The 22,816-nt window shown below is 69.7% G+C and carries 21 protein-coding genes and 1 tRNA gene; 5 read left to right on the top strand and 17 right to left on the bottom strand.

Annotation, left to right across the window (positions count from 1 at the left end; all coding sequences use genetic code 11):
- The 6 genes from E3T48_RS08920 to E3T48_RS08895 form a co-directional block, all read right to left on the bottom strand.
- Positions 1-2,183: transglutaminase TgpA family protein (locus E3T48_RS08920; protein WP_134523698.1), on the bottom strand; the 2,183-nt coding region annotated here is incomplete at its 3' end.
- Complete coding sequence (locus E3T48_RS08915; RefSeq protein ID WP_166789677.1) at positions 2,180-3,577, bottom strand: DUF58 domain-containing protein; 1,398 nt, start codon at positions 3,575-3,577, stop codon at positions 2,180-2,182. The genes E3T48_RS08920 and E3T48_RS08915, both read right to left, overlap by 4 nt.
- A 4-nt stretch (positions 3,578-3,581) precedes the next feature.
- On the bottom strand, positions 3,582-4,556 hold the full coding sequence (locus tag E3T48_RS08910; RefSeq protein WP_241986744.1) for an AAA family ATPase: 975 nt from the start codon (positions 4,554-4,556) through the stop codon (positions 3,582-3,584).
- Between the two features lie 95 nt (positions 4,557-4,651).
- On the bottom strand, positions 4,652-5,140 hold the full coding sequence (gene coaD / locus E3T48_RS08905; RefSeq protein ID WP_134523695.1) for a pantetheine-phosphate adenylyltransferase: 489 nt from the start codon (positions 5,138-5,140) through the stop codon (positions 4,652-4,654).
- 108 nt (positions 5,141-5,248) lie between these two features.
- On the bottom strand, positions 5,249-7,456 hold the full coding sequence (locus tag E3T48_RS08900) for an ATP-dependent DNA helicase RecG (protein ID WP_134523694.1): 2,208 nt from the start codon (positions 7,454-7,456) through the stop codon (positions 5,249-5,251).
- The gene (locus E3T48_RS08895) at positions 7,453-8,307 is read right to left on the bottom strand and encodes a tetratricopeptide repeat protein (protein WP_134523693.1); all 855 of its coding nucleotides are present in this window, start codon (positions 8,305-8,307) and stop codon (positions 7,453-7,455) included. The genes E3T48_RS08900 and E3T48_RS08895 overlap by 4 nt, the downstream gene beginning before the upstream one ends.
- A 45-nt stretch (positions 8,308-8,352) precedes the next feature.
- On the opposite strand from E3T48_RS08895, the gene rsmD reads away from it, so the two are divergent.
- Positions 8,353-8,931: a 16S rRNA (guanine(966)-N(2))-methyltransferase RsmD gene (gene rsmD / locus E3T48_RS08890; protein ID WP_134523692.1), complete on the top strand. Its 579-nt coding sequence runs from the start codon at positions 8,353-8,355 to the stop codon at positions 8,929-8,931.
- Positions 8,932-8,947: 16 nt separating this feature from the next.
- Here the strand turns inward: rsmD and thiL are convergent, their stop codons facing one another.
- Entirely contained in the window at positions 8,948-9,955 is a 1,008-nt protein-coding gene (gene thiL, locus E3T48_RS08885; RefSeq protein WP_134523691.1) for a thiamine-phosphate kinase, read from the bottom strand.
- 24 nt (positions 9,956-9,979) lie between these two features.
- Between thiL and E3T48_RS08880 the strand changes: the two genes are divergently transcribed.
- From E3T48_RS08880 to E3T48_RS16985, 3 genes are all read left to right on the top strand, one after another.
- A complete protein-coding gene (locus tag E3T48_RS08880) occupies positions 9,980-10,507 on the top strand; it encodes a DUF3515 domain-containing protein (protein WP_134523690.1) in 528 nt (175 codons plus the stop codon).
- A gap of 127 nt (positions 10,508-10,634) precedes the next feature.
- Positions 10,635-11,696, top strand: a complete 1,062-nt coding sequence (locus tag E3T48_RS08875) for a YeeE/YedE family protein (RefSeq protein ID WP_134523689.1) — start codon at positions 10,635-10,637, stop codon at positions 11,694-11,696.
- 63 nt (positions 11,697-11,759) lie between these two features.
- Complete coding sequence (locus tag E3T48_RS16985; RefSeq protein ID WP_134523688.1) at positions 11,760-11,987, top strand: sulfurtransferase TusA family protein; 228 nt, start codon at positions 11,760-11,762, stop codon at positions 11,985-11,987.
- 21 nt (positions 11,988-12,008) lie between these two features.
- Here the strand turns inward: E3T48_RS16985 and E3T48_RS08865 are convergent, their stop codons facing one another.
- From E3T48_RS08865 to E3T48_RS08820, 10 genes are all read right to left on the bottom strand, one after another.
- Entirely contained in the window at positions 12,009-13,124 is a 1,116-nt protein-coding gene (locus tag E3T48_RS08865; RefSeq protein ID WP_134523687.1) for a D-alanine--D-alanine ligase family protein, read from the bottom strand.
- The gene (locus E3T48_RS08860; protein WP_134523686.1) at positions 13,027-14,154 is read right to left on the bottom strand and encodes an NAD(P)H-dependent glycerol-3-phosphate dehydrogenase; all 1,128 of its coding nucleotides are present in this window, start codon (positions 14,152-14,154) and stop codon (positions 13,027-13,029) included. Before E3T48_RS08860 ends, E3T48_RS08865 begins: the two co-directional genes overlap by 98 nt.
- Positions 14,144-14,890, bottom strand: coding sequence for a lysophospholipid acyltransferase family protein (locus tag E3T48_RS08855; RefSeq protein WP_420898363.1), 747 nt, complete (start codon positions 14,888-14,890; stop codon positions 14,144-14,146). The genes E3T48_RS08860 and E3T48_RS08855 overlap by 11 nt, the downstream gene beginning before the upstream one ends.
- Before the next feature lie 70 nt (positions 14,891-14,960).
- Positions 14,961-16,289, bottom strand: a complete 1,329-nt coding sequence (gene murA / locus E3T48_RS08850; protein WP_134523716.1) for a UDP-N-acetylglucosamine 1-carboxyvinyltransferase — start codon at positions 16,287-16,289, stop codon at positions 14,961-14,963.
- Positions 16,290-16,390: 101 nt separating this feature from the next.
- Positions 16,391-16,999 (bottom strand): 3-isopropylmalate dehydratase small subunit, encoded by a 609-nt coding sequence (gene leuD / locus E3T48_RS08845; protein WP_134523685.1) that lies wholly within the window; start codon positions 16,997-16,999, stop codon positions 16,391-16,393.
- Between the two features lie 2 nt (positions 17,000-17,001).
- Complete coding sequence (gene leuC, locus E3T48_RS08840; RefSeq protein ID WP_134523684.1) at positions 17,002-18,447, bottom strand: 3-isopropylmalate dehydratase large subunit; 1,446 nt, start codon at positions 18,445-18,447, stop codon at positions 17,002-17,004.
- Between the two features lie 195 nt (positions 18,448-18,642).
- Positions 18,643-19,503, bottom strand: coding sequence for a PP2C family protein-serine/threonine phosphatase (locus E3T48_RS08835; RefSeq protein WP_241986741.1), 861 nt, complete (start codon positions 19,501-19,503; stop codon positions 18,643-18,645).
- Between the two features lie 119 nt (positions 19,504-19,622).
- Positions 19,623-20,648 carry a TerC family protein gene (locus E3T48_RS08830; protein ID WP_134523683.1) on the bottom strand — a complete coding sequence of 342 codons (1,026 nt, stop codon included), beginning with the start codon at positions 20,646-20,648 and terminating at the stop codon, positions 19,623-19,625.
- Positions 20,649-20,912: 264 nt separating this feature from the next.
- Positions 20,913-20,985 (bottom strand) — tRNA-Glu (locus tag E3T48_RS08825).
- Between the two features lie 57 nt (positions 20,986-21,042).
- On the bottom strand, positions 21,043-21,951 hold the full coding sequence (locus tag E3T48_RS08820) for a diacylglycerol/lipid kinase family protein (RefSeq protein WP_134523682.1): 909 nt from the start codon (positions 21,949-21,951) through the stop codon (positions 21,043-21,045).
- A gap of 103 nt (positions 21,952-22,054) precedes the next feature.
- Between E3T48_RS08820 and E3T48_RS08815 the strand changes: the two genes are divergently transcribed.
- Positions 22,055-22,693: an MBL fold metallo-hydrolase gene (locus E3T48_RS08815; RefSeq protein ID WP_134523681.1), complete on the top strand. Its 639-nt coding sequence runs from the start codon at positions 22,055-22,057 to the stop codon at positions 22,691-22,693.
- The last annotated feature ends 123 nt before the right edge of the window (positions 22,694-22,816 follow it).

The raw sequence follows: 22,816 nt of genomic DNA, 5'->3' as shown, positions 1-22,816 counted from the left end.
CCGGGCCGGCCGAAGCGCTGGCGCTCGGCGGCCACCAGAAGCCGCCGCAGAGCGTCCGCGGGGTAGCCGGCGGGCGGATGACTCAGCCCGGGGAGCAGCTCCAGGCGCGCGGCCAGCTCCCGGGGGGTCTCGGTGTCGCGCACCAGGACCCCGTGGTCGACGGCCGTGTCGGTGACCTCGTCCCAGGCCCAGCCGCCGCCGCCGGGCCCGGCACGGACTCGACGGCGCCGGACCTGCCTCCGCAGCGCCCGCGCGCCGCCGGGCAGCATCAGCACAATCAGGACGGCCGCGAGAACCGCGGCGAGGGTTCGAGCGGCGGCGCTGTCGCCGGTTTGGGCGGTGGCGGCGCGGAGGGCGTCCGAGGGGTTCTGGCCGCCCGGGTCGGCGTTGCGCGGCGCGGTCGACGGGAGGCCGTCGACCACTCCGCCGAGCGGGACCTGGGCATCCGTCGCCCTGGTGTAGGCCGGTACCGTGCCGCGGCCCGGTGTCGGCTCGAACGCCACCCAGCCGACTCCCCCGAAGTACAGCTCCGGCCAGGAGTGCAGGTCATGCGCGTCGACGTTGAACCGGTCCCTGCCCTCGATGTAGCTCGTCGACCGGGAGCCGGGCAGGTAGCCGATCGCGATCCGCGCGGGGATTCCGATCGACCGGGCCATGACCGCCATCGCCGACGCGAAGTGAACGCAGTAGCCGCGTTTCACCTCGAGGAACTTGCCGACGACGTCGACGCCGCCCCCGTCGTAGCCCGCCGCGACCGGGGCATCCGTGTCGTAGCTGAACTGGTCGCCCCTCAGGTAGTCCTGGAGTGCGACCGCCGCGTCGTAGGGAGAAATGGCCCCGCCGGTCACGTTGCCGGCGGTCTGGTCGATGACGGCCGGTCGATTGCCCGGCAGGGCGAGGTTACGCCGGATGCTTGCGGGGTAGCGGGTGCCCGCCGCCCGGAGTTGCTCGGCCGTCGGGGCGAGCTCGAGTGCCGTGACCGTGTACTGCTGACCGCGGGTGATGCTGTTCGTGCTGGCGATGGTCGAGGTCGACCGGTCCCAGTACCAGTCGCCGACCAGGCCGGTGACCTTCTTCGGCGCGAACGGGGTCGGCAGCCACCGGGTCGCGACGCCGTCGATGACGACCTGCGTCGTGGTCTCCCTCGTGGCGACTCGGGAGGAGAGCCCCTGCGGCAGGTCGATGTCCCCGACGTTGCCGTTGGGGTCGGCCGGTTCGACCCTGGCCATCCAGGTGGCGCCGACGAAGTTGTCCAGGGTCAGCAGTTTCAGGTACGGCGGCGTGGACGCATTGGTGCGATAGTGCAGGGCCGGGCTGGACTCGGGACGCCTGAGGTCCTGCCCGAGGTTGATCAGCGGGGTGACGCCGGTTCCGAAGAGGAGCGTCCCGGCGCTCCGGTTGCCGCCGAAACCGCCGCCCGGCACGGCAGGAGTGGTGACGCTGAGCAGGAGCGCCCCGACGACGCCGATGCTGCCGACCACCATCGAGCCCCACAGCGGACCGGGGCCGCGCCGGCGCACCGGGCCGACCACCCTGGGCGCGTTCGGCCCGGCGGGCGGGTTCTCGGTCTCCCTGGCGCGCCGTACCCGCACGTCCACGCGCAGGAGGATGAGGAACGCGATGGCCGTGAGCGCGAGGGCCAGCGGGTCGGCCCCGCCGTCGACGATGAGGCCGGGGACGGCGACGGGCACGAGCGCGGGCAGCCCGGCGAGCGCCGGGACCCGGAGGGTGATCGCGAGCAGATGCATCATGACCGCGATCACTCCTGCTCCCGCGCCGAGCAGCAGGAGGATGCCGGGGACCGGGTCCGCGGGAGTGCCCTGCTGCTGGATGGACTCCAGTCCGGAGTCGACCAGCGTGCCGAACCGGTCGATGGTCTCCAGCGACGGGATCAGCCAGAGCAGCCCCGTGCCGCCGCCGAACAGCAACGTCACCGTGGCGAGCAGGATGCCGAACCCGGCGACCGGGGCGAGCGACTCCGCCAGGCCGACCCGGCGCAGGCCGGCCAGGCCGAGCAGCACGGTCCCGGAGACGAACGCCATCAGCCACCACCAGGTGGTGCCCTGCAGCAGCGGGCCCAGTGCCCCGTTCGCCACGAACAGGAGGAGGAGCAACGCGCCGGTGACCGGCCACTCGGGGCGGATCGGGCGCCGCCGGCCTGCCGTCGCGTCCGGCCGGCTCATGGGCGGTCCTGCCCCTGCACGCCTGCCACACCCGGGACCGCGATCGCACCCGGGGCGGCGCCCGCACCCTGCGGACCGGCGGCGTCCAGCCAGGCGGCCGGGATGTCCCGGGTCGAGCGCACGGGAACGCACCGCCAGCCGGCGTCGCGCAGCGAATCGACCGTGGCCGGTTGCATGGTGTCGAGGACGAAGGCAACCGCAGGACGGGCGGCGGCGAGGGCCCCCAGCTCCGCGGCATCCTGCTTGTCGATGTCGACGAGCATCGCGAAGGTCGGCAGCGGGATCTGCGGCGGGTGGCCGCCGTGAGGTGCGGGCCCAGGAGTGGCTGCGCCGGTCGGGACCGGCTCGGGCGGAACCACGCCGGCCAGGCCCTCGAGCAGCGCCCGCACTCCGCCGATCGCGCGGAAGTCGACGGCCGCGTCCCCGCGGAGGCCGCCGCGGCCCGGTGCTGTTCGAGGGGCGAACTGGCTGGGCCCCAGCTCGACGAGGTCGAGCCGGAAGCCCGCGTCGAGCAGGTGCACCCCGACCGAGGCGACGAGCTCCACGGCCACTTCGAAGGCCTGGTCGTGGCGGAAGCGGCGGTCGGGTCCCTGGCCGGGCGGCGGCGCCGGGCGTCCCCGCAGCGCGGTGTCGAGCACGATCCTGGCCACCGGGTTGCTGCGGTGTTCTTCCTGGCGCACCATGATCTCACCGTGCCGCGCCGTGGCGGGCCAGTTCACCCGCCGGAGCGGGTCACCCGGGCGGTACTCCCGGGCGAACAGTTCGTCCGAGTTGTGGTTGAGGTGCCGCAACCGCTCACGGGCCTCGCCGTCGCCGCCTCCGCCGGTCAGCCCGACTCCGGGAAGCGGTGTCGCGGTCGGGGTGACCACCAGGTCGTGGGGCTCCCCGACCGCCCATCCGCTGGAGGCGAGCCCGAACGGATCGTACCGTTCGAGGCGGAGGGGGCCGCTGGAGTAGATGCCCCGGTGCCGGGGCACCAGCGTGTACTCGAGTCGCACGGCATCCGCGCCGTTATCCCTGCCTCCCTCGAACCGGTCGAGTCCGGGCAGCACCAGGGCGCCGGGAGTCGGGAGTCCCGGCCCGCCGGTGTCCCGCCAGCGCAGCCCGTAGAGCGGACGGGCGGACAGGTTGCGCACGGTGAGGGCCACGACCGCCTCCCGGCCTGCCTCCACGACCGCGGGGCGGAACGCCCGGCTCACCGTCACCGCCACCGGGCGGATCGCGACATAGGCCGCGGCGGTCACGGGCACGAGCAGGAGCAGGCAGGCCACGAAGAGGATGTCCCGGCGCCCGGTGAACAGGTACTGCACCAGGAAGAGCCCGCCGACGCCCAGGAACACCCCGCCCCGGAGGGTGAGCCGGGGAAACCACACGGGCCGCCGCGTCGCGGACATGGTCCTAGGGGCCTCCCTGGGCGCCGACCGGCACCGGCGTGGCATCGACGATGCGGGTGACGATCTCCTCGATCAGGGGGGCGGCGTCCTGGTGGTGATGGCCCAGCACCCTGCTGCTGGCGACCAGGCGATGCCCGAGCACTGACACGGCCAGCGAATCGATGTCGTCGGGCAGCACATACTCCCTGCCGTTGAGCGCGGCCTGCGCCTTCGCCGCGCGGATGAGCTGCAGGGTGGCGCGCGGGCTGGCCCCGAGGCGCAGGTCACGGTCGTCACGGGTCGCCCGGACGAGGTTGACCGCGTATTCCTTCACCGCGCCGGACGCGAACACGGCGCGCGCAGCGGTCATCATCCCCCGCAGCTGGGCGCCGGAGACGACGGCGGTGATGCCCGCCAACGGGCTCGAGGTGTCCCGGGAGTCGAGCATCGCCAGCTCGGACTCCGTGTCGGGGTAACCCATCGAGATCCGGGCCATGAAGCGGTCGCGCTGGGCCTCCGGCAGCGCGTAGGTACCCTCCATCTCGATCGGGTTCTGGGTGGCCACCACCGTGAACGGCAACGGCAGGAGGTAGGTGGAGCCGTCGACCGTGACCTGGCGTTCCTCCATGCATTCGAGCAGGGCGGACTGGGTCTTCGGACTGGCCCGGTTGATCTCGTCGCCGATGACGATGTTGGCGAAGATGGCCCCCGGTTTGAACTCGAAGCGCCGGTCGGCCTGGTTGAACACGGATACACCGGTCACATCGGATGGGAGCAGGTCGGGGGTGAACTGGATCCGGCTCACCGTGCAGTGCACGGACTTGGCGAGGGCCTTGGCGAGCATGGTCTTCCCGACGCCGGGGACGTCCTCGATCAGGAGGTGCCCCTGCGCCAGCAACACGGTCAGTGCCGTCTTGACCGCCGCGTGCTTGCCATCGATGACGGTCTCGACGTTGCGGATGATCGCCCGCGCCGACGCTTCGACGGCGACGAGGTCCATCGGCGTCTCGACCTCGTCGTCGTGGAACCCTGCCGCAGCGCCGACCGCGGTCCCGGCGGCCGCCGGGCCCGTCATCACTCTGACGGGCGCTCCGTTCACACGGGCGCCTTCTGCAGGAACTCGGCGACGACCCGGGGCACGTACGGCGTGATGTCCCCGCCGAGCGCGGCCACCTGACGCACCAGGGAACTGGACACGTGCGCGTTGGCCGGGTTCGGCAACAGGAAGACGGTTTCCACGGATGCGAGGTTGCGGTTGACGATCGCCATCGGGGTTTCGTAGGCGACGTCGACCTGGGATCGAATGCCCTTCACGAGCACGCTCGCACCGACCTCGAGGCAGTAGTCGACGAGGAGTCCCATGCTCCAGGACGCGACCGTGATGTTGTCCGGCAGGCCGGCATCCTTGATGGCCAGCTGCAGCAGTGACACCCGCTGGCTGATCGGAAGGAGCGCCGACTTGTCCGGGTTGTGCACGACGAGGACATGCAGTTCATCGAAGAGACCGGCCGCCCGTTCGATCACGTCGAGGTGACCCAGTGTGACGGGGTCGAATGATCCAGGGACGACGGCGATCCTGCGCATACGATTCACCCTAGCCCCACACCGTGAACGGCGCCTCCTCGTGCGGCAAGCTCCAAGGCTGGCGCTGCGTACCGCGCTCCGGAGCGGGTCAAGCCTGTCTGCTCGTCGTCAGCCTTTCGTCAGCGAGGCGCGTTCGGAGTCGTCGAGCCGCCGCCGCACCGCGTCGCGCAGCGCGGGGACGCTGTCCAGTTCGGGGTCCCATTCGATCAGGGCCTGGGCATGGCCTCTCGCCTCCCCGATCAGGTCGCCGTCGGTCACAACACGGAGCAGGCGCAGCGAGGACCGCCCACCGGACTGGCTGCTGCCGAGCACATCTCCCTCCCGGCGCAGCTCGAGGTCGACCTGCGCGAGTTCGAAGCCGTCGAGGGTCGCCGCGACGGCCTCGACCCGCTCGCGCGACGCCGACTCGGCCTCGGCGGTCGTGACGAGCAGGCAGAGCCCTGGCACTCCCCCTCGACCGACCCGGCCGCGCAACTGGTGCAGTTGCGAGACGCCGAACCGGTCGGCATCCATCACCACCATCGCCGAGGCGTTGGGGACGTCGACGCCGACCTCGATCACGGTCGTGGCGACGAGCACGTCGATCTCGCCGGCGGCGAACGCCCGCATGGCCTGGTCCTTCTGCTCGCTGGTCATGCGGCCGTGGAGGGGTTCGATCCGCGCCGAGGCGAAGATCGGCTTGGCCCGGAGTTCGGCGAGCGTCTCCTCGACGGAGGCCGGCGCCCTGGCCTCCGGATCGAGGACTTCACCCTCCTCGAGCTGCCTGGGCGCAATGGCCGGGCACACCACGAAGGCCTGCCTGCCGAGTGCGAGTTCTTCGGCCAGCCGCTCCCACACCCGGGTCGCCCAGGCCGGTTTGTCGCCGAGAGGCACGACGAAGGTCTCGATGCCCTGCCTCCCCTCGGGGAGCATGGTGATGGTGCTCACGTCGAGGTCGCCGAACACGGTCATCGCGATCGTGCGCGGGATGGGGGTCGCGGTCAGCACCAGGACGTGCGGCGGCACGGCTCCCTTCTGCCGCAGGGCCTCGCGCTGGTCGACGCCGAACCGGTGTTGTTCGTCGACGACGACGAGGCCGAGGTCGAAGAAGGTGACCGTGTCACCGAGCAGCGCGTGGGTGCCGATGACGATGCGCGACTGGCCGGACACCGCCCGCAGCATGGCCTTCCGGCGCTCGGCGACGGGCAACTGTCCGGTGAGCAGGGTCGGCATGAGTTGCACGGCCAGGTCGGGTCCGAGGGCACGCGCGATCGAGCGCAGGTGCTGCCCGGCGAGCACCTCGGTCGGCGCGAGGAACGCGGCCTGCCCTCCCGAGTCGGCCACCGCGAGCATCGCCCGGAGCGCGACGACCGTCTTGCCGGAGCCGACCTCACCCTGCACCAGGCGGTTCATCGGCGCGTCCCCGGCGATGTCCCGTGCGATCTCGTCGCCGACAACCAACTGGTCGCTCGTCAGGGTGAACGGCAGGGCGGCATCGAAGCGCTCGAGGAAGCCGCCGGGCACCGGAACCCGCGGCGTGGCCTTCTGCGCGCGGGCGGAATTGCGCTGCTGCACGAGGGCCGTCTGGAGCACGAGCGCCTCGGTGAACCGAAGGGTGTCCCTGGCCCGGCGCCAGTCCGAATCGGTCTCGGGGCGGTGGATGAGTTCGAGCGCCGTGGCGTGCGGCAGCAGGCCTCGTTCAGCGCGGAGTGCGGCCGGGATGGGGTCGGGAACGCGACGGATGGCGTCGAGGACGACCTCCACCGTCTTGGTGATCTGCCAGCTGGTGATGGTGTTCGTGGCCGGGTAGATCGCGATCGGTTGTTCGATCCAGAGTTTCGCTTCGTCGGCATCCGTCGGCATGTCGGGTTCGTCGTCTTCGCCCGCGCCGAACAGCCGGTAGGTCGGGTGGGTGAGCTGCAGGTGGCCCCTGTAGTCGGACACCTTGCCGGCGAACATGCCGCGCATGCCCGGCGCGAGCTGCCTGGCGCGCCAGGACTGGTTGAAATAGGTGAGACTGAGGATGCCGCGGCCATCGGAGATCTTGACCTCGACGATCGACCCCTTCCGGGCCTTCATCGGGCGTTCCTCCACCGTGCGGATCTCGGCGATGATCGTCACGTTCTCGTCGAGGGGCAGGTCGCTGATCGCCGAGAGCTCGCCGCGGCGGGCGTACCGTCGCGGGTAGTGGCTGAGCAGGTCGCCGACCGTGACGATGCCGAACGCCTTGGTGAGCGCCGTCGTCGTGCGGCCGCCGACGACGTTCGCCAGCTTCGTGTCGAGCGAGACGGCATCGAGCGAGACGGCATTGGGCTCCACGGCAGCCGATTCGGTCATGGTTCGATCGTAGGCGCAGCCCCTGACGCGTCGGCGGCGTCGGCCGCCTGGGCGAGCAGGGCCAGCTCGGCGAGCACGTAGTCGTCGTCTGGCCGCTCGGCCGCCAGCTGCAGCTGCAGAGCCCTGGCCTCGTCAGCCCGGCCGAGGGTGCGCAGGCAGCGCGCGACGGCCCAGCGGCCCTGGTGGCGCTGCTCGTGCGTGCCGACGGTGTCGGCGGCCAGCAGCGCCGCCTCGAACTCGGGCAGGGCCTTTTCCGGCCGGCCGGAGTCGTGCAGGAACCAGCCGAGGTTGTTGTGCAACGCGACTCCCCAGCGCTGGATCCGGGCATCCGTGGCCGTGTCCAGGAGCGCCAGCCCCTCGGCGGCCCACTCCTCCTCGTGCCCGGCGTCGGAGATGGCCAGCATGTGCAGGGCGTCGAGGGCGAGGAACTGGGCCCCGGCGGACGCCGCCTTCCTGACCGCGAGCGTGAAGAAGGGCACCGCGTCGCCTGGCCTGTCCATGCTGCGCAGGAGTCGACCGTGCTCGAGCGCGACGCGGGCCTGGAGCCGGTCGGTGGGTTGCTTCGTCGCCTCCTGCACCGCGGCGAGGGCGGCCAGGCCGTCGTCGAAGCGGCCGAGGAGGCCGAACGCCCGGGCGACCTGGGTGGAGAGCTCGGCGCGCCCGCCTTCGTCGCGGCCGGCGTCGTCTGCGGCCTGCTGGAAGCGCCGGGCGGATGCCTCCGCGTCGGTGAAGTCCCAGAGGGAGTCGAGCAGGGCCTGGCTGACCGGGCCGGTCTTGGGCGGTGCCGGGCGGGGCGGCACGGTGACGGCAGGCGGAATCTGGTCCGCCGCGAACGCTGATGTATCGGTCACCGGTCCATCATCGCATCCGGCGCCGGGCGATAGGCTCGAAACCTCATGACGCGAATTGTCGCCGGGTTTGCCGGTTCCCTTCCCCTGGCTGTGCCGAAGACAGGCACCAGACCCACCAGCGACCGGGTGCGCGAAGCGATCTTCTCGGCCCTCGACGCGCGCGACATCGTGCGCGGCGCACGTGTCCTCGACCTGTACGCCGGCTCGGGGGCACTCGGACTCGAGGCCGCGAGCCGGGGCGCGCGCATCGTCACGCTGGTCGAGAACAGCTTCGGGGCCGCCCGGCTGTGCCGCAGGAACACGGATGCCGTGCTGCGCGCCGCGCCGAAGAAGAACGCCCCGAAGATCAAGGTGACCTCGCAGGCCGTGCAATCGTTCCTCGCCGCCACCGGGGAGGGCTTCGACCTCGTCTTCCTCGACCCGCCGTACGATCTGCCGGAGGCCGAACTCGGGCACAACCTGGCCGCCCTCGCCCCGCTCCTCGACGAGGATGCCCTCGTGGTCGTCGAGCGCGGTTCCCGCTCCCCCGAGCCGATCTGGGGCCCCGGCCTCGAGAGCGAACGTCGCAAGGACTACGGCGATACGACAGTCTGGTACGCCTTTCCCGTCGCCCCGCAGGCCTGACCGGCGGCCGGACGTCTCAGCCCGCCGCGCCGTCCCAGCCGCGGTACGGATCCCAGCCGCCCTGCGTGTGCGCTGTCCCGTCGACCAGCACCACTCCGGATTCGGCCGTGACGATCCCGAGCCGGCGGAATCCGTCCGGCAGCGGAGCGCCGGCCGGGAACGTGGCCAGCAGCCCGTGGTCCTCGCCGCCGCCGAGGGCACGCTCGACCTGGCCGCCCAGGGCGCTCGAGTCGAAGTCGATCCCCACGCCGCTCGCCCTCGCGAGCCGGCCCGCGTCGATGGCGAGACCGTCTGACACGTCGAGCATCGCGGTCGCCCCGGCGAGCGCTGCGGCGGGGCCGCGGTCGATCGGCGGCTCCGGCGCGAGCTGGGCTCCGACTTCCCGCGGATGCCGCTCCCGCAGCGCCGCGGCGAGCGCGGCATCCGGCGTGCCATCGGCGTCGACCCCGAGCCGGAACAACAGGCTGAGCCCCCACCCGGCGTCCCCGAGCCGCCCGGCAAGCGCCACGACGTCGCCTGGGCGCGCCCCGGAGCGCAACACGGGCTCGCGCCCCTCGAGGTCGCCGAAGGCGGTCACGGCCAGCGTCAGGGCGTCCGAGGCGGACAGGTCGCCGCCGACGACGCCGCACCCGGGGGCCAGCGCCTCGCAGCCATCCCTGAGCCCGTCGGCGATTCCCTCGATCACCCAGATGGGAGTGGACGGGGGCGCGGCGATGGCGACGACCAGCGCGGTCGGTCGTGCGCCCATGGCGGCGACATCCGACAGGTTCGTCGCGGCTGCCTTCCAGCCGAGGTCGTGCGGGGTCGACCAGGCGAGACGGAAGTCCGGGCCCTGGATCATCATGTCCGTCGTCACCACGAAGCGACCGTCGGGCGCCCGCAGCACAGCGGCGTCGTCCCCCGGCCCGAGCAGTTGGGCGTCTGAGCCGGGCAGTCGGGGAAAGATCCTCGCGAGCACCTCACCCTCGCTCAGGTCGGCGAGCGTCTCGCTCGAGGGGAGCGGTGCGGCCGCAGCATTCGTCATGCATCAAACGGTAGCCTGAATGCAATGACCCCCCGTTCCCGCCACCTCCGCACCGGCCTGCGCACCGGCCTCGGCATCATCCTCGTCGCCGGCACTCTGCTGTTGACCGGCTGCACCGCGATCGTGCCGCTCGAGCCGTCGAAGGATGCCGCCAACCCGACCTGCGCCGACCTGATCGTGCGCCTGCCGACCTCCGTCGCGTCGCTGCCCGAGCGCGAGACGAACGCGCAGGCCACCGGCGCCTGGGGCGCCCCGGCCGCCGTGCTGCTGCACTGTGGGGTCACCGTGCCGGTGCCCACCACCCTGCCCTGCCTCAACGTCAACGGCATCGACTGGATCGAGGACGACTCCGAGGCGCCGCTCTACCGGTACACGACCTACGGCCGCGACCCGGCGACCGAACTGGTGATCGACTCGGGGAAGGTCAGCGGATCGACCGTCCTGGTCGACCTCTCCAAAGCAGTGTCCGCCATCCCCGCCACCCGGCAGTGCGTCGGCGTGGAAGACCTCACCATCCCCACCGACGGCGGCCCGGCGGTCCCCGCACCGTAGCTGTCAAATGTTACGTCTCATGCCGTCACGTGGAGACGCCCTGGAGCGGGCGCCGCACCCCGCCGCGTAGCGTCGCCCCCGAGTCGTCGTCGTCGGACACGGCCGCCAAGGGACGGACACACACGCAATGCTCCTCACGGGCCTCGCACTCGGAATCGCGCTCGGCTTCACGATGCAACGCGGCCGATTCTGCGTCACCGGGGCGTTCCGGGACCTCTGGATCACCGGCAACACCCGCTGGCTGACGGCATTCCTCATCGTCGTCGCGGTGCAGAGCGTCGGCGTCTTCGCCATGGACGCTGCCGGGATGATCACCCTCGCCCCGCGGGACTTCGCCTGGCTGGCCACCATCATCGGCGCCTTCGTCTTCGGCTTCGCGATCGTTCTCGCCGGCGGCTGCGCGACCGGCACCTATTACCGCGCGGGGGAAGGCCTGGTCGGCAGCTGGTTCGCCCTGATCTTCTACGCCCTTTTCGCGGCGATGTCCAAGACCGGCGTGTTCGCCCCGGCCGTCGACGGACTGCGGGCGGTGACCGTCCACGCCTCCACGATCCACGGGCTTCTCGGCCTGTCGCCGTGGATCCTGGTGGCAGTACTCGTCACCGGCGTCGGCCTGCTCGCCCGGCATCACCTCGCCAGACGACCGGCCCTCCCGGTCGCCGCCCTCCCCGCGCGAAAGAGCGGCCTCGCCCATCTCCTGTTCGAGAAGCGCTGGGGCGCGTTCAGCACGGCCCTGGTCATCGCCGTGCTCGCCATCCTCGCCTGGCCGCTCAGCTGGGCGACCGGCCGCGAGTCCGGGCTCGGCATCACCGGCCCGTCCTCCGCCCTCGTCAACTACCTCGTCGGCGGCGATCCCCAGCTGATCGATTGGGGGGTCTACCTGGTGGTCGGAATCCTCACCGGATCCTTCATCGCCGCCACCGGCAGCGGGGAATTCCGAGTGCGCCTGCCCGACGCGGTCACCACCGTGCGCAGCATCGGCGGCGGCGCCCTGATGGGCGTCGGGGCCAGCCTGGCCGGCGGCTGCACGATCGGCAACGCGATGGTCGACACGGCCACGTTCGGCCTGCAGGGCTGGGTCTCCCTTGTCTTCATGATCATCGGCACCGGCGCGGCGACGCGCCTGTTCGTCACCGGGCCGGCGAAGGCGACGGCTGCGTCCCTGACGCCGGTCCGCGCTGGTCGCTAGAACCCGCGGCCGCCGGAAGCGGTCATCGCCGAGACCTCGTCCCTGAATAGAAGGAGCACCACCATGTCACAGCACGTCCTCGAAACCGATGGCCAGGTCTGCCCGTTCCCGCTGGTCGAGGCGGGAGCGGCGATCGCCCGCCTCGCGCCCGGCGACGAACTCGTCATCAACTTCGACTGCACCCAGGCCACGGATGCCCTCCCGCGCTGGGCCGCGGAGCAGGGCTACCCGGTCACCAATTTCGAGCGCGCGGGCAATGCCCAGTGGACCATCACGGTCCGGAAGACCTGATCGCGGTTCGGGCGGTACCGGTCAGGCCGTCCGCACGGTCTTCCCGCGGCGGCTGAGCGCCACCTCGATCAGCTCGTCGATCAGCTGCGGGTAGGTGTAGCCGCTGGCGAGCCAACAGCTGGGGAACATCGAGATCGGCGTGAATCCCGGCATCGTGTTGATCTCGTTGATCACCCAGCCGTCCCCGGTATGGAAGAAGTCCACCCTGGCCAGGCCGGCGCCGTCGATGGCCTCGAACGCGCGAATCGCGAGCCGCTGCATCTCGGCGAGTTCGGTCGGCGAAAGATCGGCCGGGCAGACCAGGTCGATGCCGGGAGCGCCCAGGTACTTCGCGGCGAAGTCGTAGAAGTCGCGTCCGCTGACGAGCACCTCGCCGGCCACGGATGCCCGGGCCGGTTCCCCGGAACGACCCTGCAGCACCGCGATCTCGAGTTCGCGCCCGACCAGGCCGGCCTCGATCAGCACCTTGTCGTCTTCGGCGAGTGCCACCCGCATCGCCTCGGGGAGCTGATCCCGGGTCGACACCTTGCTGACCCCGACGCTGGACCCGGCCCTGGCCGGCTTGACGAACACGGGAAGCCCGAGCTCCTCGATTGCCGCGTGGGCCATCCCTGGCGCCTCGGCCCAGTCATCCGCCGTGATCGTGCGCCACGGCGCGACCGGCAGGGACGCCTGCTGGAAGACCGTCTTGGTGAAGTGCTTGTCCATGCCGAGCGCCGACGCCAGCACCCCGGACCCCACGTAGGGCAGGCCGGTGAGTTCGAGCAGGCCCTGGACGGTGCCGTCCTCGCCGAACGGGCCGTGCAGGATCGGGAAGACCAGGTCGACGTTGCCGAGCGAGCGGGAGCCGAGCCCGGCGCCGTCGCTGACCGTCAGCTGCCGGCTGAGGGTGCTCTCCGGCCAGCGCACCCGGCTGCCGTTGTCGAAGACCTCCGGCAGCTCGGTCGCGTTCAGCGCGAACCGGGCCGGGTCGTCCTCCTCGAGCACGAATGCCCCGTCACGGGTGATCCCGATCGGAATGACGTTGTAGCGTTCGCGGTCAATTGCCGCCAGCACGCCGCCCGCCGTGGCGCAACTGATCGAATGTTCGCTTGACCGACCCCCAAAGAGCAGCGCCACCGTGAGCTTGTGAGTCATCGATCGTCCTTTCGCCCTGCGGCTCATCCGAGTCCGTGGTGAGGTGCGGGGCGAGGTCCCGCGGTTTCAGAGTACCGGCCAGCACCTGGCGGACCTGCTCGACGATGGGCATGTCCACCCCTTTCGCGCGGGCAAGTTCGAGAATGGGCCCGACGGAGGCGAGGCCCTCGGTGGTCTGCTGCATCTGCTTGACGACGTCCGCGATGCCGTAACCCTGGCCGAGGAGCCGGCCGGCGGTGTTGTTCCGCGACAGCGGGGACTGGCAGGTCGCGATCAGGTCGCCGAGCCCCGCCAGCCCGGACAGGGTCTCCGGCCGCGCACCGTAGGCCACGGCGAAGTCGGTCATCTCGACCAGGCCCCGGGTGATGATCGACGCCTTGGTGTTCTCGCCGTAGCCGACCCCGTCGACGATGCCGATGGCGACCGCGATCAGGTTCTTGAGCACACCGCCGAACTCGGTGCCGATGACATCCGTGTTGACGTACGAGCGGAAATAGCGGTTGGTGGCGAGCATGGCCACCGCGTGCGCGGTCTCGAGGCTGTTCGAGGAGACGACGGCCGCGGTGGGCTGCTCCTTGGCGATCTCGAGGGCGAGGTTGGGCCCCGAGATGGCCGCGATCAGGTCAGGGTTGATCGGCAGGACCTCGGCGATGATCTCGCTCATCCGCATTCCGGAGCCGCGTTCGACTCCCTTCATCAGGGAGACGACGATCGCGCCGGGCGCGAGGAACGGTTCGGCGAGGATCAGGTTCTCCCGCAGCGACTGGCTCGGCACCGACACGAAGACCTGTTCGGCGCCCGCCAGCGCGAGGTCGAGCCGCGAGGTTGCCCGCAGGGTCGACGGCAGATTGATTCCTGGGAGGTAGTCGCTGTTGCGGCGCCCCTCGGTGATCTCCCTGGCCAGTTCGGGGCGGCGCGCCCAGAGCACGACGTCCGCTCCCCCGTCGGCCAGGATCTTCGCGAACGTGGTGCCCCAGCTGCCGGCACCGAGAACGGCGACCCGCTTGCCTGGCTGAACCTTAGGCTTCAAAACGGCCGGTCTCTTTCTGGTCGTGCTCGGCGGGATTCCAGCGCTTCACGGGCGCTTTTTCCCCGCGGAGGTCTTCGAGCAGGTGGGTGATGGCTTCCATGACCACGGCGGTCGCCTCGTTGAGGGTCACCGTGTCCAGGTTGCGGCCGCGGAACTCGGCCAGGTCGAGCGGGTCGCCGATCTTCACCAGCACCGTCTTGCGCGGAAACAGGCTGAGCCTCTTGGAGTATCGCGGCATGAGCGCCTGGGTGCCCCAGTGGGCGACCGGGACGATCGGGATGCCCTGCTCGAGGGCGATCCGCACCGCTCCCGACTTGCCGCGCATCGGCCACAGGTCGGGGTCGCGAGTGAGCGAGCCCTCGGGGTAGACGACGACCATCTGGCCGTTGCGGACGAGCCGTTCGGCGGCCTTCACCGGTTCGTTCCCGCGCACGGCTCCGCCGCGGGAGACCGGGATCTGCCCTGACCTGCGCAGCAGGGCACCGATCACCGGGATCGAGAACACGGATGCCTTGGCCATGAACCGAGGCGCGCGCCCCAGCTTCCAGCTCAGCACGCCCATCACCAGCGGATCGATTTCGCTGAAGTGGTTGGGCGCCATCACGAACGCCCCCGAACGCGGGAACTTGCCGGCATCCGTGATCCGGTAGCGGACCGACAGGTTGATGAGCGGCAGCACGAGGGCCGCCAGCAGCCAGAAGACCGACGGCCGGGTGGTCTCCGAGCCTTCCCTGATCTTCGTCACTCGTTGTTTCGGCAGCCGTTGCTCTGACTGGGGCTCTTCATCGGGAACTGGCACAGGCCCATTATCCTTCGAGATCGAAGTCAGCCCCCAACAGTTCGAGCTTGGTGATGAAGTTCTCGTAGCCGCGGCTGATGATCCCCACGTTGCTGACGGTCGAGGTGCCTTCGGCGGTGAGCGCCGCGATCAGGTGGCTGAAGCCGCCACGCAGGTCGGGAACCTCGATGTCGGCGCCGTGCAGCTTCGTCGGGCCGGTGATGACGGCCGAGTGGTTGAAGTTGCGCTGGCCGAATCGGCAGGGGTGCCCGCCGAGGCATTCGCGGTGGATCTGGATCGTCGCGCCCATCTCGACGAGCGCGTCGACGAAGCCGAACCGCTGCTCGTAGACGGTCTCGTGCACGATCGAGACGCCGTGCGCGTGGGTGAGGGCCACGACGAGGGGCTGCTGCCAGTCGGTCATGAAGCCGGGGTGCACGTCGGTCTCGATGATGACCGGCTTCAGCTCGCCGCCCGGGTGGTAGAAGCGGATCCCGTCGTCCTCGATGTCGAACGCGCCGCCGACCTTGCGGTACACGTTGAGGAAGGTGAGCATTTCGGCCTGCCTGGCGCCGCCGACGAAAATGTCGCCGTCGGTGGCCAGGGCGGCGGCGGCCCAGCTGGCCGCCTCGTTCCGGTCGAACAGGGCGCGGTGGTTGTAGCCCTCGAGCCGTTCGACGCCCTCGATCCGGATGACCCGGTCGGTGTCGACCGTGATGATGGCGCCCATCTTCTGCAGGATGTTGATGAGATCCATGATCTCCGGCTCGATCGCCGCACCCTTGAGCTCGGTGATGCCCTCGGCGCGCACGGCGGTGAGGAGCACCTGTTCGGTGGCTCCGACGCTCGGGTACGGCAGCGACACCTTGGTGCCCTTGAGGCCGTTGGGCGCAGACATCCGGATGCCGTTGGGCTGCTTCTCGACCACGGCGCCGAACTTGCGCAGCACATCGAGGTGGTAGTCGATCGGGCGGTCGCCGATACGGCAGCCGCCGAGGTCGGGGATGAACGCCTCGCCGAGGCGGTGCAGCAGCGGCCCGCAGAACAGGATCGGGATGCGGGACGAGCCGGCGTGCGCGTCGATCGCGGCGAAGTGGGCGCTTTCGACATCGACCGGGTCGAGCAGCAGCTCACCGGGCTCGACGCCGTCGGTGACCTTCACGCCGTGCACCTCGAGAAGCTCCCGCACGATGCGCACATCGCTGATGTTCGGCACGTTCTTGAGCACGCTCGGGCTCTCGCCGAGCAGGGCCGCGACCATGGCCTTGGTGACCAGGTTCTTCGCGCCCTTCAGCTCGATCCGGCCGCGCAACGGAATGCCGCCGCGGATGGTGATCTTGTCGCCCTTCAGGCCCACGGCGGCACCCCAGTTCTGGGCGTTCTGGGCGTTCTCGCGGTTCAGATCGTCTTCACGTTGCTGTGCGACCTCACGATTGCGCTCGATTTCGCTGATTGTGCTCACTGGTTTACCTGCCTTGCGGGGAGAGTGCGGGGCCGCCAGGGCTCCCGCTGGGATTCGAATTCTAAGATCCGCGCCTCATCGCGCAGGGTCAGGCCAATATCGTCGAGGCCTTCGAGAAGGCGCCAACGGGTGTAGTCGTCGATCACGAACGGGATCGTCAGATCGCCGACCCGTGCAGTGCGGGAAACCAGATCGACGGTGAGTTCTATTCCCGGGTCGGACTCGATGACGTCCCAGAGCAGCTGGGCGTCTGCCTCGGTGATCTGGCCGGCGAGCAGTCCCTGCTTGCCGGAGTTGCCCCGGAAGATGTCCCCGAAACGCGGGCTGAGCACGACGTCGAAGCCGTAGTCGCGGAGCGCCCAGACGGCGTGCTCCCGGGAGGAGCCGGTGCCGAAGTCGGCGCCCGCGACGAGCACCCTGGCACCCTGGTAGGCCGGCTGGTTGAGCACGAAGTCGGGGTCCTGGCGCCAGGCGGCGAAGAGAGCGTCATCGAACCCGGTCTTGGTGACCCGCTTGAGGTAGACGGCCGGGATGATCTGGTCGGTGTCGACGTTGGAACGGCGCAGCGGGAGCGCGATCCCCGTGACGGTCTGGAATTTCTCCATGGTCAGTGGTCTCCATCCTGGATCAGGTCCCATGGGCTGGACAGGGTGCCGCGGATCGCGGTGGCCGCGGCGACGAGCGGGGACACGAGGTGGGTGCGTCCGCCCTTGCCCTGCCGGCCCTCGAAGTTGCGGTTGCTCGTCGAAGCGCACCGCTCCCCCGGAGCGAGCTGGTCGGGGTTCATGCCGAGGCACATCGAACAGCCGGCGAACCGCCACTCGGCGCCGAAGTCGGTGAAGATCTTGTCGAGGCCCTCGGCCTCCGCCTCGATCCGCACCCGGGCGGAACCGGGCACCACGAGCATCCGCACCCCGTCGGCGAGGGTGTGTCCCTTGACGATCTCGGCCGCGGCGCGGAGGTCTTCGACCCGGCTGTTGGTGCAGGAGCCGAGGAAGACGGTGTCGACCCTGATTTCCTTCATCGGGGTGCCACTGGTGAGGTCCATGTATTCGAGGGCGCGCTCGGCGGCGGCGCGTTCGTTCGAGTCGCCGATGTCGGCCGGGTTCGGCACGGCCCCGCTGAGCGAGACGCCCTGACCGGGGTTGGTGCCCCAGGTGACGAAGGGTTCGAGGGTGTCGGCGTCGAGCACGACCTCCGCGTCGAAGACGGCGCCGGCGTCGGTCGGGAGGGTGTCCCAGTAGGCAACGGCGTCGTCCCAGTCCTGGCCGGACGGCGCGTGGGCGCGGCCCTTGAGGTACGCGTAGGTGGTCGCATCCGGAGCCACCATGCCTGCCCGGGCGCCGGCCTCGATCGACATGTTGCAGATCGTCATCCGGCCCTCCATCGAGAGGTCCCGGATGGCGCTGCCACGGTACTCGAGCACATAACCCTGGCCGCCGCCCGTGCCGATCTTCGCGATCACGGCGAGGATCACGTCCTTGGCCGTGACCCCGGGACGCAGTGCGCCGTCGACGGTGATCGCCATCGTCTTGAACGGCTGCAGGGGCAGGGTCTGCGTGGCCATGACGTGCTCGACCTCGCTGGTGCCGATGCCGAGCGCCATGGCCCCGAATGCGCCGTGGGTGGAGGTGTGGGAGTCGCCGCAGACGACGGTGATCCCCGGCTGGGTCAGGCCGAGCTGGGGGCCGACGACGTGCACGATTCCCTGCTCGATGTCGCCGAGGGAGTGCAGGCGGATGCCGAATTCCTCGCAGTTGCGGCGAAGCGTCTCGATCTGGGTGCGGCTGGTGGGGTCCGCGATGGGCCGGTCGATCGCCAGGGTCGGCGTGTTGTGGTCTTCCGTGGCGATGGTCAGGTCCGGGCGGCGTACGGGGCGGCCGGCCAGGCGGAGACCGTCGAAGGCCTGCGGGCTGGTGACCTCGTGCACGAGGTGCAGGTCGATGTAGATGAGGTCCGGTGTGCCGTCTTCGCCCTTGGCGACGAGGTGCTTGTCCCAGACCTTCTCGGCCAGGGTGCGCGGCCGGGTGCCCGTCAGTGTTGCGTCAGTCATGGTTGTGCGTCTTCCTCAGGATTGGTGGGAGCCAACAACGGACTCCGCGACGAGGGAGGCCTCAGAACTGGGACTCGTCGCGGCAGAGAAGAAGAAGTCGACCAAACAGCACTCCGACAGGCTAACACTTCGTCTGTGCCGAGGCTTGAAGCTGAACCCATTCGTGGGTCACGGCGTCGCCGAATTGGCCCAGGATCAGGCGTGAACCCGATTCAAGGAATCTTCGGGCCCGTGGTCGTCCGGATTGTGGCCGTCCGTTTCACGGTCGCCCAACACGGACTCGACGAATACGACAGTGACGTTGTCGTGGCCACCGTGGGCCAGGGCAGCGTCGACGAGCACCTGGGCGATGGAGCGCCCGGTCTCGGGCGGCTCGTCGTGCGCCGCCAACAGCCCGGCGATCTCCGCGTTGCCGAGTTCCTTGGTGAGGCCGTCGGAGCAGACCAGGAACGAATGGCGCCCGGATGCCGGCAACAGCCACACGTCGGCGTCCACGAATTCGTCGGCGCCGATGGCCCTGGTGATCACGTTGCGCTCCGGGTGCTGCTCGGCGGTTTCGGCCGTGATCAGCCCCGCGTCCACCATTTCCTGCACGGCGGAGTGGTCGACACTGAGCTGGGCCAACGTGCGGCCGTCCCAGGTGTACACGCGTGAATCGCCGATGTTGAAGGCCATCCAGTGGAATCCGACGTCGTCGCCTGCGTCCACGAACGCGACCCCCGCGAGGGTCGTGCCGGACACCGCGGTGCCATAGTCGTCGACGGCGCTGAGGTCGCGCACCGCGTCGTTCGACGAGTGGATGGCGTCGAGGATCCGTTCCGGAGTCGAGGGCGCCCCTCGCTCGATGTGCTCATCGAACACGCGCGCGACGGTCTGGCTGGCCACGTCGCCGTGTGCGTGGCCTCCCATCCCGTCCGCGACGAGGAAGACCGGCGCCTGCGCCATGAAGCTGTCCTCGTTGATCTTGCGCTCGAGCCCGACGTCGCTGTGTGCGCTGAACGAGAACCGCACCCGGGTGGAGGGCAGCATCATGTCGATCTCGCCAGGTTGAGCCACGTGCACTCCAGTGTTCGGTTCTTCGCGCCGATGGGCCGCGCCACCGATGGCGACGAACGTCCACCGTACCAAGTTCAGTGGCTTTCGCTGCGGCGGGAGCACGCCGCAGCGTGCCCCGGCTACTCCTCGACGAGGTGCGGAATTTCCTCGCTGAGGGTGTGGCCGCGCTTCCGGGCGTCGCGGGAGGCCTTGATCACGCTGGCCACGGTGGCGACGGCCATCGACACGACGATCACGCCGAGCGATGTCCAGGTGTCGATCTCCGGAGCCCATTCGACACCGTTGCCGCCGTTGATGAACGCGACCTCATTGGTGTGCAGGGCGTGCAGAACGAGCTTGACCCCGATGAAGAAGAGGATGAACGCGATCCCGTACTTGAGGTACTCAAGCCGTTCGAGCAGCCCGCCGAGCAGGAAGTAGAGCTGGCGCAGGCCCATCAGCGCGAACACGTTGGCCGTGAACACGATGAACGGACTGGTCGTGATGCCGAAGATCGCCGGAATCGAGTCGAGTGCGAAGACCAGGTCTGTGGTGCCGATCGCCAGGAGCACGATCACCATCGGGGTGAAGATCTTCCGGCCGTCGACCACGGTGCGCAGCTTCGAGCCGTTGAAATCCGGGGAGATCCGCATCCGCTTCCGGAGCAGGCGGATCAGGCCGTTCTCGGCCTCGTCCTCCTCCGGATCCTTCGCGACAGCCTGGTGCACGGCCGTGTAGAGGAGGAATACCCCGAAGATGTAGAAGATCCAGCTGAAGTTCTCGATCAGCTGGGCGCCGAGGAGGATGAAGATGCCGCGCAGCACAAGCGCGATGATGATGCCCACCATGAGCACCTCCTGCTGGTACTTCCTGGGCACCTGGAACCTGGCCATGATGATCACGAAGACGAACAGGTTGTCGATGCTGAGGCTGTACTCGGTCAGCCAGCCCGCGAGGAACTGGCCGGCGTGCTCGGCGTCGGCCAGCACGAGCATGAGCAGGGCGAAGACGAGGGCGAGCCCCACGTAGAACGCCACCCAGAGGGAGGCCTCCCTCATCGACGGCACGTGCGGCCGCTTGAAGACGATCAGCAGGTCGGCGACCAGGATCAGGGTGAGTATGACGAGTGCGCCGATTTCAAACCAGAGCGGGAGAGCGAGATCCATGCGGGGGGAAGCCTTTCACTGACGGGATGCCGAGGGCAGCACGAAACCCGAAAGTCTCTCCCGTATCTGTCGATACCACCGTGCCCGGGGCCTGCGATGCTGCGGCCCGTGTTGACGATCACGGCATAGGGCGAAGAATCTCCGCCCAGAGGGATACTCCCTTTCACTCGGTGCAGTCTACCGGCACGCTCCCCCGCACCGAGGACGTCTCCGCCTCCGGGACACGAAAAAGCTCCCCCGGCGAACCGGAGGAGCGTGTCATCGTGACCCCAGCGGGATTCGAACCCGCGTTACCGCCGTGAGAGGGCGATGTCCTAGGCCGCTAAACGATGGGGCCGTTTTTGCAACTTTCAGAGTATGCCACATGCAATGGGCCGTGGCCAAACCGAGGACATCAGGCGTGCACGAGCAGGGCACCGGGCACGACATCGAGTTGAACGGGGAGGCGTCCGATCCGCTCGCCGTCCCCATAGGCGACGACGTTGTCCGCGTCGATTCGCACGCTGCGGCAGCGACTGAGTTCGACCTGCGGCAACCCGGTATGCGTTCCGGAGAATACTTTCGGGAACACCCGCAGCAGGCCCAGCCGCGACAGGGGTGTGACGATGAACAGGTCGAGCAGGCCGTCGTCGATGAGCGCGCCAGGGGCGATCCGCATGCCGCCGCCGATCGAGGTGTTGTTCGCCACCGAGATCAACATGGCGCGGACGTTGCGTTCCACGCCGTCGACGTCCAGCCGGTAGGACAGCGGCTTGAAGGTCGCCAGCACGAGCAGCATGGCGAGTGTGTAGCGGCTCCTCCCGCGGGGGCGCCGCATCCGGTTGGCCCGGTCGTTGACCACGGCGTCGAATCCGGCCGAGACGACGCCGGCGCACCAGCTCGCCCGGCCGTCGGCGAGCACCCGGATCGCGTCGATCGCACGCGGCGGGCGCGACAGCACGTCGAGGAGGTGACGGATGGCGGCCTCCGTGTCGTCGACCGGGATTCCCAGCCCGCGCGCGAGGTCGTTGCCCGTGCCGCAGGGAACGATCGCCAGCGGAATCGGTGTGCCGGCGACCAGATTCGTGCCGAGGCTCACCATCCCGTCGCCACCCACCACGACGAGCACGTCGACGCCGGGGACGAGTTCGGACGCCACCTCGCTGCGGAGAAGGTCGAAATTGATCTCACTGCGGGTGGTGACGGTGTGGCCGGCCGCGAGCAGGGCTGCTTCGACCCGGGGACCGACATCGCCGCGGAGGCCGAACGACGCGTACGCGTTGACGGCGACGATGATGCGCAGACTGGGGGCAGGTGCAGGCATACTGCCACAGTATGGGAACGACCTTCTCGCCACCCTCCCGGCACCGTCGTGTCCGCTGTGTCGCGGCTTGCACGGCGCCGCGAATGGGTATTAGCTCGGTGGCATGAAGCTGACCAAACTGGAGCACGCCGCCCTCATCGTCGTCGTCGCCGGCCGCCGGCTCTTCATCGACCCCGGGTCCTTCACAACGGCCCTCACCGAGACGGCGAACACGGATGCCGTCGTCATCACCCATGAGCACCCTGACCACTGGACGCCCGAGCAGCTCGACCGGATCCTGAAGTTCAGCCCCGACGCCAGGATCTTCGGACCGGCCGGCGTCGCCGCGGCGGCCGCGGGTTATCCGGTCACGGTCGTCGCGGCCGGCGACGAAGTCGACGTCGGCCCATTCCGGCTGCGGTTCTTCGGAGAGAAGCACGCGGTCATCCACGAGTCCATCCCGGTGATCGGCAACGTGGGAGTCCTCGTCAACGAGGAGCTGTACTACGCCGGCGACGCGTTCACGATCCCGGTCGGAGTCGCCGTGCCGACGCTGGCCGTTCCGGCGAACGCCCCCTGGCTCAAGATCAGCGAGGTCATCGACTACGTGCTCGCCGTGAAGCCCCGGCGCAGCTTCCCAACCCACGAGATGCTGCTCTCGCGGGCCGGCAAGGAACTCTCGAACACCCGCATCCGTTCCGCCACCGAGCAGAACGGCGGGCAGTTCTTCCCCCTCGAACCGAACGAGTCCCTCGACCTCTGAGCGGGGCGCCCGGCCGACGCCGGGCGTGGATCGAACTGCCGGTGGGCGCACAGCCTGCTCCCAGCCACGTCGGTATGCGTGCAGCTACTGTAATTTTATTGTGTCTGCACAACCCTCCCAGCG

This window comes from Cryobacterium fucosi (assembly GCF_004403515.1).
In the GTDB taxonomy this organism is placed as follows: domain Bacteria; phylum Actinomycetota; class Actinomycetes; order Actinomycetales; family Microbacteriaceae; genus Cryobacterium; species Cryobacterium fucosi.
The sequence above is the reverse complement of the archived record's forward strand: the minus strand, read 5'-3'. Positions and strand labels throughout refer to the sequence as shown.

Coding starts and splice junctions, on each gene's coding strand:
- E3T48_RS08915 (WP_166789677.1), bottom strand. CDS start 3,577: ATGTCCGCGACGCGGCGGCCCGTGTGGTTTCCCCGGCTCACCCTCCGG.
- E3T48_RS08910 (WP_241986744.1), bottom strand. CDS start 4,556: ATGGACCTCGTCGCCGTCGAAGCGTCGGCGCGGGCGATCATCCGCAAC.
- coaD (WP_134523695.1), bottom strand. CDS start 5,140: ATGCGCAGGATCGCCGTCGTCCCTGGATCATTCGACCCCGTCACACTG.
- E3T48_RS08900 (WP_134523694.1), bottom strand. CDS start 7,456: ATGACCGAATCGGCTGCCGTGGAGCCCAATGCCGTCTCGCTCGATGCC.
- rsmD (WP_134523692.1), top strand. CDS start 8,353: ATGACGCGAATTGTCGCCGGGTTTGCCGGTTCCCTTCCCCTGGCTGTG.
- thiL (WP_134523691.1), bottom strand. CDS start 9,955: ATGACGAATGCTGCGGCCGCACCGCTCCCCTCGAGCGAGACGCTCGCC.
- E3T48_RS08880 (WP_134523690.1), top strand. CDS start 9,980: ATGACCCCCCGTTCCCGCCACCTCCGCACCGGCCTGCGCACCGGCCTC.
- E3T48_RS08875 (WP_134523689.1), top strand. CDS start 10,635: ATGCTCCTCACGGGCCTCGCACTCGGAATCGCGCTCGGCTTCACGATG.
- E3T48_RS16985 (WP_134523688.1), top strand. CDS start 11,760: ATGTCACAGCACGTCCTCGAAACCGATGGCCAGGTCTGCCCGTTCCCG.
- E3T48_RS08865 (WP_134523687.1), bottom strand. CDS start 13,124: ATGACTCACAAGCTCACGGTGGCGCTGCTCTTTGGGGGTCGGTCAAGC.
- leuD (WP_134523685.1), bottom strand. CDS start 16,999: ATGGAGAAATTCCAGACCGTCACGGGGATCGCGCTCCCGCTGCGCCGT.
- leuC (WP_134523684.1), bottom strand. CDS start 18,447: ATGACTGACGCAACACTGACGGGCACCCGGCCGCGCACCCTGGCCGAG.
- E3T48_RS08830 (WP_134523683.1), bottom strand. CDS start 20,648: ATGGATCTCGCTCTCCCGCTCTGGTTTGAAATCGGCGCACTCGTCATA.
- E3T48_RS08820 (WP_134523682.1), bottom strand. CDS start 21,951: ATGCCTGCACCTGCCCCCAGTCTGCGCATCATCGTCGCCGTCAACGCG.
- E3T48_RS08815 (WP_134523681.1), top strand. CDS start 22,055: ATGAAGCTGACCAAACTGGAGCACGCCGCCCTCATCGTCGTCGTCGCC.